Raw genomic sequence first — 12,934 nt, 5'->3', positions numbered from 1 at the left:
CTGGTGGCCATGACGCTGTTGCAGCCGTGGGCGATGTTGGCGAAGGGGCCGCCGTGGACCAGGGCTCCCGAGTGCTCCAGGGTCTGGATCAGGTTGGGCTTTAAGGCGTCCTTTAAAAGAGCGGCCATGGAGCCCACCGCATGGAGATCCTTTGCAGTCACCGGCTCTCCTGCAAAATTATATGCCACAACGATCCTTCCCAGACGTTCCTTCAGATCGTCCATATCTGTGGCCAGGCAGAGGATGGCCATGATCTCAGAGGCAACGGTGATCACGAAATGATCCTCCCGGACAACGCCGTCGGCCTTGGCTCCCAGTCCGATCACGATATTTCTCAAAGCGCGGTCGTTCATGTCCAGGCACCGCTTCCAGAGGATCTGCCGGGTGTCGATGCCCAGGGCGTTCCCCTGCTGGATATGGTTATCCAGAAGAGCGGCTAACAGGTTGTTGGCCGTGGTAATGGCGTGGAAATCACCGGTAAAATGCAGGTTCAGATCCTCCATGGGCACCACCTGGGCGTATCCGCCGCCGGCAGCTCCTCCCTTGATCCCGAAGCACGGTCCCAGGGACGGCTCTCTTAAGGCCAGCATGGTCTTCTTTCCCGCTTTTGTGAGGGCCTGGGCCAGTCCGATGCTGGTGGTGGTCTTTCCCTCTCCGGCCGGAGTCGGGTTGATGGCAGTCACTAACACCAGTTTCCCATCGGGTCTTTCCCTGACCTCATTCCAGAGTTCATTGGAGATCTTGGCTTTATACTTTCCATAGAGCTCCAGATCGTCTTCAGAGATCCCGTACTGGGCAGCCACGTCCTTAATGGGCAGCATTTTCGTTTCCTGAGCGATTTCGATATCTGTTTTCATAGTCCCTCTCCTCTTCTTGTTTCATTGTATCTTCACGCCGTTTCCGGCATCCGATCCATCTCCGCGCCTTCCTTCCGGCTAATAGCCTGCCTCTGTGAAGGCGTCAAACTCTTCCATGGACATGAGGATCTTTCTGGGCTTGGTGCCCTCTTCCTCTCCCACGACCCCGGCCTCGGCCAGCTGGTCCATGATCCTGGCAGCCCGGTTGAAGCCGATCTTGAACATCCGCTGGAGCATGCCGATGGAAGCCTTATCCTTTTCGATGATAAATCTTCCTGCATCAAAGAACAGGGTATCCCGGTCACTGCCGCCGGAAGCACCTCCGGCTCCTCCGCCCTGGTTCATCTTCTGCTCCACCGATCTGTCATAGCCTGTATCCTCATTCTGCTCCTTGATATAATCCGTCACCTGGGAGACCTCCTGGTCGGACACAAAGGCTCCCTGGACCCTTAAGGGCTTGGGATAGCCCGACGGATAGAACAGCATATCGCCGTTGCCCAGAAGCTTTTCGGCTCCGTTCATATCCAGGATCGTTCTGGAATCCACGCCGGAAGCCACTGAAAAAGCGATCCTGGAGGGCACGTTGGCCTTGATGACGCCGGTGATGACGTTGACTGACGGCCTCTGGGTGGCGATCACCAGATGGATCCCGGCGGCCCTGGCCAGCTGGGCCAGACGGCAGATGGAATCCTCCACCTCGCTGGACGCCACCATCATAAGATCTGCCAGCTCATCGATGATGATCACAAGCTGGGGAAGCTTTGCAGGGATCTGGTCCGCAGGCACATCCCCGGCCTCCATAAGGCTCTTCACTCTCGCATTATATCCCTTTAAGTCTCTTACATTGCTCTGGGCGAACTTCTGGTACCGGTCCATCATCTCTGCCACCGCCCAGTTTAAGGCTCCCGCAGCCTTTTTGGGGTCCGTGACCACAGGGATCAGAAGGTGCGGGATCCCGTTATAAACAGAAAGCTCCACCACCTTGGGGTCGATCATGATCAGCTTCACATCCTCCGGCGAGGATCGGTAGATCAGGCTCATGATCATGGTGTTGATGCCCACAGACTTACCGGAGCCGGTCTGGCCGGCGATCAGAAGATGGGGCATTTTTGCCAGATCCGCCACCACCGGCTGGCCGCCGATGTCCTTTCCCACGGCAAAGGCCAGGCTGGAGGGGTGCTGCCTGATCTCCGGGCTCTCCAGAAGCTCCCGCAGATACACGATGCTGTTGACCTTATTGGGGACCTCGATGCCCACAGCCGCCTTTCCGGGGATGGGAGCCTCGATCCGGATGTCGGTGGCCGCCAGGTTGAGCTTGATATCGTCGGCCAGGGACTGGATCTTGCTGACCTTCACTCCCTGCTCCGGATGGAGCTCATACCGGGTCACAGTGGGCCCGCAGCTGATATTGGTGACGGTGACGCCCACGCCGAAATTCCGAAGCGTCTGCTGTAACTTAATGGCCGTCTCCTTAAATTCCTTTTCTGACTGGCCGGAGGCCGCCCCAGGCCCCTTCTTCAAAAGCTCCAGCGGCGGGGCCACATAGGGCTTTCTGGGTTTTTCCTCTTTTTTCTGGATCTCCTGGCGCACAGCGGCATCGGCAGCCTGCCTCTCTTCGGCAGCCTTTGCTGCCTCCGCCTCCCGCCTCCTCTTTTCCGCCTTCTGGCGGATGATCTCCTCCGCATCGGTCTCGATGACCTTCCCGGCGGCAGTGACGATCTGCTTTTTCTCCTCTGCCTTCTGGAGGACCGGGATCTCCCCGGTATTTTCTGTTTCCGCTCCGGACAGGACCCGGCCGGCCTGGATCTCCTCTTCTTCCGGGAAAACAGGCGCAGGCTCCGGCTCTTCTTTGGCGTCATGGGGCGGCTGGACCGATACAGGCTCCCAGTAATCCTCTGTCACCGCATAAGGCTCTGTATCCAGCTCTGCCAGGGACTCCAGCTCTCCGGTCTGGTCCTTTTCCGCATTCTGGAGGTTCCCGTTCCCGTCATAATCCTCATCCAGCCAGTAGCCGTCGTCCTCCGGCTCTGCCGGAGCATTCTTTGTCTTTCCAGGTTTTGCCATGGTCTCTCCCGGCTCCTCCCAGGACTCCGTGAACGTCTCAGCCTCCGGAATGGCTTCAGAAGCAGCCTGTGCCGCCGTCTGCTCCATGGACGGCCTTCCTCCCTCCGGGAATACGTCCATATCTTCAAAGTCCCGGCTGCTGCGGCTCAGAAATACATCCTCGTCCCTGCGGGGCCTGGAAAGGGACAGATCCTCGTCAAAGGGAACTGTCTCCTTTTCCGGCTCCTTTCCGGCCATGGTGATATTTCCGCGGAATACATCTGCCGGATCCGGACGCGTCTCTTCCTTTTCCTCCTGTACAGGGGACGGCTCCGGCTGGGGCGGGATGCCCAGGGCCGCTCTCCGCTCCTCCCGGTCTCTTCTGGCCGCCGCACGGGCTTTCTCCTCCCGTTCCACAGCCGTTTCCATTTTTTCCTCCGGCTTTCTGTCCGCGCTGAAACGGGCCAGATCCTCCTCTGTCACCGGCATGGCCATATCCGGCGTAAACCGCTCCGGCCGTCCGGCTGAAAGATCCGTAGAGTGCAGATTGACTCCCTGGACCCTCTGCTCCTCCCGCAAAAGCCGTTCTTCCTCTTTCTTCTCCTGGCGGATCTCCTTTCTCCGCTCGTGATCCTCTCTGGCGTACTGGTAAGCCTTTCCGCTTCCTTTTTTAACCGCCATCACAAAGGATCTCTCCGTGATGCAGACCAGGCAGAGGATCATGAACACCAGAAGCAGTATGTAAGAACCGGTGGCGCCCACAGTCTTATGGAGCGCCAGCACCAGCGCGCCGCCGATGACGCCGCCGCCCATGCCGCTTTCCCCGGCTGTTTCATAGATCTCCTTAAAGGTCTGGCCTTCCTGGTATCCGCCGCCGAAGATAAGCTGCGCCAGTCCGCAGAGCACGATCAGCAGCACCTCCACTGCCAGCATCTTATAAACGGCCCGGATATTTCCCTTATTGGAGGCATAAAAGATAGTGCCTAAAAATAAAAGGACAGGCGCCACATATCCGATGCTCCCGAACACTCCCAGGAGCATGCTGCTGAACATATCCCCCAGCATGCCGCAGATATGGAAATTGCTCAAAAATAAAAATACACAGACGGCAAAGGTCCCCAGGATCACTGCCTCAGACTGTAAAAAGCTGCTGTCCGTCTCCTGTTTCTTTGTCCCTGTCCGTTTTGCCGCCGTCGTCTTCGTTCCCGCGGTTTTCTTCCCGGCTGTCTTTCCTGATGCCGTTGTCTTCTTTTTTGTATTACTTCCAGCCAAAATGAAAGCCCCCTATCTAAAAATCAGGGCAAAAACCCTCATTAAATAGTATACATAAAGTTTCTGGAAATTGCAACTTCTATCTGGGGGATGGGATCCGGGAGCCGGAAAAGCCTTGCCGCAGGCGGAAGGCCCGGCCCCCTCCCCTGCAGCAGGCTCCTGCCAGTTTTATGCCTGCTTTTCCCCGGTCCCCTTTCTTCCGGAAGAACCTGTTTCCCCGATCATCCCGTAAAGCTTCGCCAGGGCCTCCCGGATCCCGCCCACCTGGTCGATGAGTCCCTTTTCCACCGCATCCTTTCCCACCAGCACCGTCCCCAGATCCCGGGTCAGCATCTTGGTATTATGCATCAGCGCCTTTAAGCCGTCGTAGGAAATACGGCTGTGTTCCGACACAAAGCTCAGGATCCTGTCCTGGATCATTTCAAAATAATCATACGTCTGGGCAGCTCCGATGACCATTCCGGTCATCCGCACCGGATGGACCATCATGGTGCCCGTGGGTACGATAAACGAATAATCCGAAGCCACAGCCAGGGGCACGCCGATGGAATGGCTGTCCCCGATGACCAGGGAGACCGTGGGCTTGCTTAAGGACGCCAGCATCTCCGCCAGGGCCAGTCCGCAGCTCACGTCTCCGCCCACCGTATTGATGAGCATCAGGATCCCGTCGATGTCCGGATCGTCCTCCACCTTCGCAAGCTCCGGCAGGATATGCTCATACTTGGTGGTCTTAGTGCTGCCCGACAGGTTTTCATGGCCTTCGATCTCCCCGATAATGGACAGCAGATGGATCCGTCCCTTCCTCCCGCCTCCCAGGGTCACCTGGCCGTTTTCCCGGATCCGTTCCTCCTGGTCCTTTTTTTCGCTGGCATCATTTCCCATAAAAAAAACTCCTTTCCCACACAGTTTTTCTTATTCTGTGTGAAAAAGGAGCTTTCTATGCATTCAGGATCAGTCGCCGATGACGTCCACGATCTTTAAGGGCGTCCGGTAGTTCCAGGAAGAGATCTTGATCCCGCTCCTTCTGCTGGCCGCATGGATGATCTGGCCGTTGCCGATGTACATGGCCACGTGGTTGATCTTTCCACGGCTGTTGCCATAGAAGATCAGGTCTCCAGGCCTCATCTGGCTGGATTTGATCCGGGTGCCCCGCTTGGCCTGGTCCCCGGAATAGTGGGGCAGGGAAATGCCGAAATGCTTCATCACTGACATGGTAAAGCCGGAGCAGTCGGCTCCCCGGGTGAGGCTTGTCCCGCCCCAGACGTAGGGATTTCCCAAAAACTGCATGGCGTAGTTTACGATCTGGCTTCTGAGGGAGGCGCTCTCCTCTGCCGGAGAGAATTTAATGGCCTCTGCCAGGGCATACCGCACATCCACATAATCGGTGGAAACGTAGGCCGCAGATACCTCATCGGCCCCGTCGCCTTCTCCGCCTTCGTCGAACTCGATCTTTACCCAGCCGTCTAACTGCTCGGCCACATGGTATCTCTCATTGTTGGAGATCTGGGTCCAGATCTTCGCATCGGTGCTGGGCTCCGTCCGGGCGTTCAGCCGGTCGGTGCTGACAATGGCCATGAGCTCCGCGTGCTCCATGGCCGCCTGGCGGGCCGCATCTCCGGTGAGAATGAACTCACTGCTCACATAACCGGTGATGTTGCCGGAACGGATCTTATACCAGCCGTTCCCCGTATCCTCCAGGATCTCGCAGCCGGCATAGCTGGGGAGCTTTCCGATCACCTTCTCGTCCTTTCCGGCTCCCTGGCGGATGTTCAGGTAATTGGTCACATTGGACACGCCGGGATTGTCATAATAATTAAGGACCATGGCGCGGACATCCAGCTTTCTTGCCTCATTTAAGGAAAAACGCTTTTCCGCAAATTCAGAGGAGATATAGCCGCCGTCGATCTGGTACCAGCCGTCCTCCTCTCCCAGGATCTCATACCGCTCTCCCTCTAAGCACTGGCCCACGATATTGGAGTCAGTGGAGGGCTGCTCCCGGATATTCAGATTGTCGGTGGTGACCACCGCCCGGTCTGTGACCATGGACAGGGCCTTTTCCTTTGCAGCATCGCCGGTGATCACATACTCAGAGCTCACATAGCCGTCGATCCCGCCGGAATTGACGTGATACCAGCCGTCCAGGGTCTCCTGGACCTCACAGGCGCTGCCGTCCATGAGCTTTCCCACCACCTGGGAACCGGATTCCGGCTTTTTTCTCATATTCAGATAGCCGGACACCTGGACGACCCCGATATTGGCATAGGAATCCACCACAGCCTGGGCGTTGGCAAGCCGCTCCGCATCCCTGGCCTGGCGGGAGGCCTCCTCAGCGGCCAGCGCGCTTTCATCCAGAGTCCCGGCTTCAGGGCCCGTTTCCCCTTCCTCAGAGGTTTCCGTTGCTGCCGCCGGCTTTTTATCCATATATCCCTTTACGGCCCTCCCGCCGAAAAAGATCCCGGCCGCAGCCACGCAGACCACCGCGGCAGCCAGCGCATATTTTCCATAGGGCGGACGGTTCCGTCTCCGCCTCCTGGCCCGGTTTAAGGACGCCATATAATCCGCTACATTTCCTTCATCTTTCATTCTTAAAACACTCCATAGAAATTCATTTGGTTATAAGTCTACCATAAAAGCTCGAAAAAAGCAAAAGAAAAGAATGCGTCCGGGAGTATTTTCCCAGGACGCATTCCTTCATCCTCCATTTTTCCAGCCATCCGGCCTTTATTTCAGGATCTCCCGGTAGACACGGAAAACATTTTTATAGAAGATCTTCTCGATCTCCTCTGTGGAAAAGCCTTCCTTCTCCAACCGGGCCGCCAGAAGCTGCATGTCTCCGGCATTGGTGATCTCCATGGACACGGCCGCTCCGTCAAAATCCGATCCCAGGCCCACGGAATCGATCCCGCCCACACGGATGATGCGGCGGATATGGGCCACCATATCGTCCAGGGATGTTTTCATGGGATCCCCGAATTTTTCCTTATCCCGGAGGAATTCCGTAAAATAGTTGACGCCCATGACGCCGCCCTTTTCCCCGATCCCGCGGATCATCTCATCCGTCAGGTTCCGGCAGTGACGGCAGACGGCTCTGGCGCCGGAATGGCTGGCCACAAAGGGACGCTTCGCATGGCTGATCACATCCAGGATCCCCTTATCGCCCAGATGGGACACGTCGGCAATGATCCCCAGGCGCTCCATCTCCTCCAGGAATTCAAAGCCCTTTTCCGTAAGCCCCTTTTCTGTTTCCGGCACGAAGGAATCCTGTCCCGGTCCCAGATATTCATACCGGTTGGGGTACGCCAGCTCGTTGGGGAAATTCCAGGTAAAGGTGAACATACGGACGCCCAGCTCGTAAAAGATCCGGAGATATTCCAGCTTTCCCTGGCAGATGGCTCCCTCCTCCATCGTAAGGAGGGCGGACATACGTCCCTCCGCCATGTTTTTTTCAATGTCCCGGAAGCTTCTTACGATCCCGATCCGGTCCGGATATCTGCGGAGCTCTGTGAAAAACGTATCGATGAGACGGAGCGCATACTCCGGAAGGGGCATTTTCCCCTTAAGGTTCTCCATATGGGCGAATACGGCAAAGTTCTGTACCGCATAATCCCCCCGCTCCATTTTCTCCAGGTCGATGTGCAGGTTGTTTTTTAAGATCCCGCATTCTTCTCCTGCCTGGCGTTTTGCATAGATCTCAGCAATGGTATCGCAGTGCATGTCTGCAACTTTCATTTTCTATGTACCTCCCAATCATTCTGTCTTTCCCCATTATAATCCAGGAATGGGCATTTGTCACCTTCTTTCTCTGTCCCTTATTCGCTCCGCAGGGCGTCGATGGGATTCAGTCCCGCCGCCCGGCTGGCCGGCATATAGCCAAATACCAGGCCGATGCCCACCGAAACAGAAAAGGATACCAGCACTGCTGAAACCGTAGGGGGAGCGTCAATTCCCATGAGCATACCGATCCCCACGCTGGCCAGGGAGCCAAGCAGGATTCCCGCCAGACCGCCGATGGTGCTGGTCACAGCCGCCTCGATGACAAACTGCTGGAGGATCACCCGTTTTTTGGCTCCCAGAGCCTTCCTGATACCGATTTCCCTGGTACGCTCTGTGACCGATACCAGCATGATATTCATAACGCCCACGCCGGCCACTAAAAGAGAGATCCCGGCAATGCCGCCTAACATCATGGACATCATGGCGATCTGGTCGTTTAAGGTATCCATCAGGGAGCTCATGGCCGTCACCGAATACAGATCGTCATTTTTCATTTTGCTGTATAAGAATTCCTCCAGGGCTGCCGTACAGGCATCCGTATCGTTTATGTCATAGGAGGTAAAGGTATAATTGCTTATGACGGCGTTCCTGGCGATCTTGGCCGCCCGGGAATAGGGGATCCACACGAAATCGTCGGTACAGCCGTCGTCAAAGTCCGCAGCGCTTTCCGTCTGCTGCTCCACAACGCCCACCACTGTATAATTATCCCCGTTGAGCTTGATCTTTTCTCCCAGGGCTTTTTCCGGGCTTCCAAAAAGCTCCGACGCCACATAGGCTCCCACCACGGCCACCTTCTGGCGGGAGGCCATATCCGAATACAGCAGGTTCCTTCCGCAGGAGAGCTCATACCCCTTGATGGAGAGCTGATCCTCACTGTATCCGCCTACGGTGGTGGCGTCCATGGTATCGCTGCCGTGCTTCACGGTGGCGCTTACGGAAACGCTGGGCGTCATTCCCTGGAACAGATCCTGATTCTCCTCATAAAATTCGTAAAACTCCTCCACATCAATGGTCCTTGATGGCAGGGACCTGTAATTGACGGTGATCTGGTTAACGCCCATGCTGGCAAAGCTCTCCGTCATATAAGACATATATCCGTTGACGATGCTCACCAGGATGATCACAGAGGCCACCCCAATGATGATCCCCAGCATGGTGAGGAAGGAGCGCATCTTGTTTCCCCAGATACTCTTCAAAGCCATTTTAAATGATTGCAGCATATTCTTTCACATCCCCATCAAAATTGATCCTGCCGTCTATGATCCGCACCACCCGTTCTGCCTCCAGGGCAATGGAGCTGTCGTGGGTGATCATAACGATGGTATTTCCCTCCCGGTTGAGCTTCTTTAAAAAATCCAGAACCTCCCGGCCAGTTTTGGAATCCAGGGCGCCGGTGGGCTCGTCGGCCAGGATCAGCGACGGATTTCCCGCCAGGGCCCTGGCAATGGAGACCCTCTGCTGCTGGCCGCCGGAAAGCTGCTTTGGAAAATTCCTCCACTTTTCTTTCAGTCCTACCCGTTCCAGGGATTCCATGGCCCGTTCCCTCCGGTCCCAGGGATCCATGCCCGCGTAAAGGAGGGGAAGCTCCACGTTCTCCAGAAGGTTCAGCTTTGGAAGCAGATTGTACTGCTGGAATACGAAGCCGATCATGGTGTTCCGGATCTGGGCCAGCTGGTTGTCCGTCATATCGCTTACGTCCTGGCCGTCCAGAAGGTATTCCCCCTCCGTGGGAACGTCCAGGGCTCCGATGATGTTCATCAGCGTGGATTTTCCGCTGCCGGATTTTCCTACAATGGCCACAAACTCTCCCTTTTCAATGGTAAGGGAGATCCCGTCGCTGGCCCGCACCTCCTCGTCCCCCATCTGGTAGATCTTATAGATGTCCTTCAGCTGGATCAGAGGGATCTTTCCTGCGCTTGTGTTTTTTTCCATGGACCGCACTCCCTTCTTATGGTCTGGGGCCGCCGCCCATGCCGCCGCCTCCGCCGCCGGGGCCGCCTCCCATTCCGCCGCCCATGCCGCCGGGTCCCATCATCATCATATCCATACTGGTGCCAGAGCCAGAATCCGGATCCACGTAGACCTCATCTCCCTCGGAAAGCCCGGAAAGGATCTGCACATAATCATCATTGATGATTCCGGTCTCCACCTGGACGGCCTCAAAGCCGTCGGGTACGCCGGACTGGCCCTGACCGGAGCCGCCGGACTGGCCGCGAGCCGCTTCTTCGGAGCCGTCTTCTGTTCCTTCCGTCTGGTCCGTCTGGCTGGAGGACGGATCCTTTTTCACATATACCCGGTTTCCCCGCATAAGGGCTCCCGCCGGGATACAAAGGGCATCCTGGGCGCTGTCCAGGATAATGGTGGCATCCACGTTCATACCCGGAAGCAGGTCTCCCGTCTCTTCCAGGGTCACTGTCACCGGATAGTTGGTAACGCCGTTGGAATAGCTTCCCTCCAGACTTACATTGGTGACCGTGCCTGTGAAGGTCTCCCCCTCCACAGCATCGGCGGTGATCTCCACGGTCTGCCCGGCCTTCACGCTCCCCACATCCAGCTCATCCACCGACATGGACAGGGTCATGGCCGACAGATCATAGATCACAGCCATCACCGTATTCCCGCTGGTCCCCTTGGTGATCTTATCTCCGGCCTTGGCGTTTTTCGTAATGACAGTGCCGGAAATGGGGGCGGTAATGGTATAGTCTCCGATGGTATCCTGGGTATTTTCCAGCTTATTCTCTGCATTTTTCACATTATCCCCGGCAGTCTCCAGGGCGTCCTTAAAGGTTTCCAGATACTTTGCAGCCGACTGGTCCGTGGCCTTAAAGAGGGCGGTCCCGTTGTCCACAGAGGCTCCTTCGGAAACCAGAAGGTTCTCCACCTCCAGGCTTCCCTGGCCGGACAGGTCCGCGCTGAGGGTCGTCTCCGTTTTTGGTACAAAGGTCCCAGGCTCACAGCTGGAAGCCTCTCCCACAGCTGCCGCAGCCTGTACCAGAGTTGTAAGACCTCCGGGGTTTTCCACCTCCACGGTCACAGCCTTTACCAGGCGGCCCCCGGAAAGCGTCTCCTCCATACTGCTGACCACCGTCACGATTCCCTGGAGCTCCTCTCCCGTATCCTCCAGAGTCAGTACTGCCGGACTTCCCACCTGGATCTGCTCCGCTTCCGCCGAAAGGAATGGAACCGTCAGCTTCATGACAGAATCATCATAAATATCTGCAAGCTTTGTCCCATTGGAAACCTTATCGCCCTCCTTGATATATAAGGTCTTTACATATCCGGAGACAGATGCCTTATATGTATTTCCTGAAAGCGTTCCCGCCGCCTCATTATAATCCTCCTGGGCCGACTGCTGGCTTTCCCTGGCCCTTAAGAGGCTGGTTTCCGCGGAGCTTAAATCTGAATCCATGGAGGAGGCGTCGATCCGGTATAAGACCTGGTCCTTTTCCACCACATCTCCTTCCTCAAACAGGGCCTCCAATACCTCGCCCTCCACCAGGGATGTGACCTCATAGGTATCCTTGGGAGACAGGGAGCTGGATGCCGTCAGCTCTGAGGTGATGTCCATGACCGCTGCCTCCGCCGTCTGCACCTGGTCGTTTGTTTTTGCCGCTCCGGCTGCCTTTTTCTGCTTCCACAGGAAGGCTCCGCCGACACCCGACGCCAGTACCAGGGCCAGAATGACTGCTGTTCTGGCTCCCTTTTTCTTTTTCTTTTTTTTAATGACTTTCTTTTCTTCCATACTCATGACTGCTCCTTTTATTCATCTCCCACAACGTCTACCACCGTATAGGTAGGATTTTCTTCGGTACCGCTCTTTTCCCATACAATGGCCACATCGTCGCCCACACCGTAATCGCCATAGACAGAAAACAGATACTGGAGCTCTGAGCCGTTTATGGTGAACACATCCCCATCCTCCGAATTATCCTGATCATGGGAGTTTAACACCACCGACACCGGTGTAAAGGGGTCTGAGGCCGAATAATAGATGGCCTTAATGCGGCCGTCAGTGGCTCCTTTATTTTCTCCGTCGCTGGAATAGGCAAAGATCGTCTTTGTCTCCTCATGGTAATAGACCACAGTGGCGTAATCGTTGATCTCAATCTCATCCGAGGATTCGCCGTTCAGGAACATTACCGCCTTATCCAGGGAAAAGGGCACCAGATGCTTCAGATTCCGGCTGCCCTGGTTTAAGATCTTCGGCCCCTTTAGGCTGTTGTCCAGGATCGAAGAGGTGTTCACCTCCCCATCAGAGTTGTAGGTCAGATCGAACACCTTGCTTCCATACTGCCCTCCCTCCTTCATCTGGGCCTTCATAAGGTTGTAAAAAAGATGGATGCAGTCCTCCCTGGTCAGGACCTCATCCTGGTTCCTGAAGATCCCGGAGTCCAGAGACAGGGCGGAAAATTCTGCCATCCGGTTCCCGTTGAGATTTCCGGAAAAGTCCTCGTTGGTATAACCTAACAGGCCCAGGACCCCTTTGGCCGCGTCTCTTAAGGTCACGCCCTCCTCCGGCTTAAAATTGCCGCCCAGAAAGCCGCTCATCCACTCGTTGGAGGATGCCGTCCGGATGGCGGAGGCGTACTGGCTGCCGGCAGCCACGTCGGCAAACACCGCGCCGGTGACTGCCGCTCCATAGCTCTGTCTCTGGGATGAAGCTTTTACCAGCATCCCGGCAAATTCTTCCCTTGTTACCTCTGCATTCCGGTCGCTGGTAGTCAGGATCCCCAGCAGGCTCACCACTTTTTTCTTCATTTCAAAGGTGCTTTCCGCCCCGTAGGCCGTTGCAGTCATTCCCGCCGACACGGCACATACGGCTGCCAGCACCGCCATGGCTTTTCCTCGGTTCATACGATCTCTCCTTTTATATTTATTTTATAATCATAAAGGAAACTTTATAAAACATGTAAACTTTACCAGATGAATGTGTTGAATCTGTGAAGGGCACGGCGGGATTTTATGAACTTTCTGTGTTTTTGTGTCCT

General features: G+C 55.9%; 9 protein-coding genes. All 9 read right to left on the bottom strand.

The window, feature by feature from the left end; all coding sequences use genetic code 11:
- Positions 1-857, bottom strand: an 857-nt coding sequence (locus WIH05_RS03640) for a formate--tetrahydrofolate ligase (RefSeq protein ID WP_337424986.1), incomplete at its 3' end; no start/stop codon positions are given.
- 78 nt (positions 858-935) lie between these two features.
- The gene (locus WIH05_RS03635) at positions 936-4,172 is read right to left on the bottom strand and encodes a DNA translocase FtsK 4TM domain-containing protein (protein ID WP_337424985.1); all 3,237 of its coding nucleotides are present in this window, start codon (positions 4,170-4,172) and stop codon (positions 936-938) included.
- Positions 4,173-4,340: 168 nt separating this feature from the next.
- On the bottom strand, positions 4,341-5,054 hold the full coding sequence (locus tag WIH05_RS03630; RefSeq protein ID WP_022274677.1) for an ATP-dependent Clp protease proteolytic subunit: 714 nt from the start codon (positions 5,052-5,054) through the stop codon (positions 4,341-4,343).
- A 69-nt stretch (positions 5,055-5,123) separates the two neighbouring features.
- On the bottom strand, positions 5,124-6,755 hold the full coding sequence (locus WIH05_RS03625; RefSeq protein WP_022274676.1) for an SH3 domain-containing protein: 1,632 nt from the start codon (positions 6,753-6,755) through the stop codon (positions 5,124-5,126).
- A 138-nt stretch (positions 6,756-6,893) separates the two neighbouring features.
- Positions 6,894-7,901: a dipeptidase gene (locus WIH05_RS03620; RefSeq protein WP_022274675.1), complete on the bottom strand. Its 1,008-nt coding sequence runs from the start codon at positions 7,899-7,901 to the stop codon at positions 6,894-6,896.
- Between the two features lie 80 nt (positions 7,902-7,981).
- Complete coding sequence (locus tag WIH05_RS03615; RefSeq protein ID WP_022274674.1) at positions 7,982-9,166, bottom strand: ABC transporter permease; 1,185 nt, start codon at positions 9,164-9,166, stop codon at positions 7,982-7,984.
- A complete protein-coding gene (locus WIH05_RS03610) occupies positions 9,150-9,878 on the bottom strand; it encodes an ABC transporter ATP-binding protein (protein WP_022274673.1) in 729 nt (242 codons plus the stop codon). The genes WIH05_RS03615 and WIH05_RS03610 overlap by 17 nt, the downstream gene beginning before the upstream one ends.
- A gap of 16 nt (positions 9,879-9,894) precedes the next feature.
- Positions 9,895-11,688 (bottom strand): HlyD family efflux transporter periplasmic adaptor subunit, encoded by a 1,794-nt coding sequence (locus WIH05_RS03605; RefSeq protein WP_337424984.1) that lies wholly within the window; start codon positions 11,686-11,688, stop codon positions 9,895-9,897.
- Between the two features lie 17 nt (positions 11,689-11,705).
- A complete protein-coding gene (locus WIH05_RS03600; protein WP_215653527.1) occupies positions 11,706-12,800 on the bottom strand; it encodes an S-layer homology domain-containing protein in 1,095 nt (364 codons plus the stop codon).
- Positions 12,801-12,934 lie beyond the last annotated feature (134 nt).

The sequence above is a fragment of the Alitiscatomonas sp. genome (assembly GCF_037242085.1).
In the GTDB taxonomy this organism is placed as follows: domain Bacteria; phylum Bacillota; class Clostridia; order Lachnospirales; family Lachnospiraceae; genus Alitiscatomonas; species Alitiscatomonas aceti.
Note: the sequence above shows the minus strand (reverse complement) of the source record. Positions and strands in the feature narration are given on the sequence as shown.

Coding starts and splice junctions, on each gene's coding strand:
- WIH05_RS03630 (WP_022274677.1), bottom strand. CDS start 5,054: ATGGGAAATGATGCCAGCGAAAAAAAGGACCAGGAGGAACGGATCCGG.
- WIH05_RS03625 (WP_022274676.1), bottom strand. CDS start 6,755: ATGAAAGATGAAGGAAATGTAGCGGATTATATGGCGTCCTTAAACCGG.
- WIH05_RS03620 (WP_022274675.1), bottom strand. CDS start 7,901: ATGAAAGTTGCAGACATGCACTGCGATACCATTGCTGAGATCTATGCA.
- WIH05_RS03615 (WP_022274674.1), bottom strand. CDS start 9,166: ATGCTGCAATCATTTAAAATGGCTTTGAAGAGTATCTGGGGAAACAAG.
- WIH05_RS03610 (WP_022274673.1), bottom strand. CDS start 9,878: ATGGAAAAAAACACAAGCGCAGGAAAGATCCCTCTGATCCAGCTGAAG.
- WIH05_RS03605 (WP_337424984.1), bottom strand. CDS start 11,688: ATGGAAGAAAAGAAAGTCATTAAAAAAAAGAAAAAGAAAAAGGGAGCC.
- WIH05_RS03600 (WP_215653527.1), bottom strand. CDS start 12,800: ATGAACCGAGGAAAAGCCATGGCGGTGCTGGCAGCCGTATGTGCCGTG.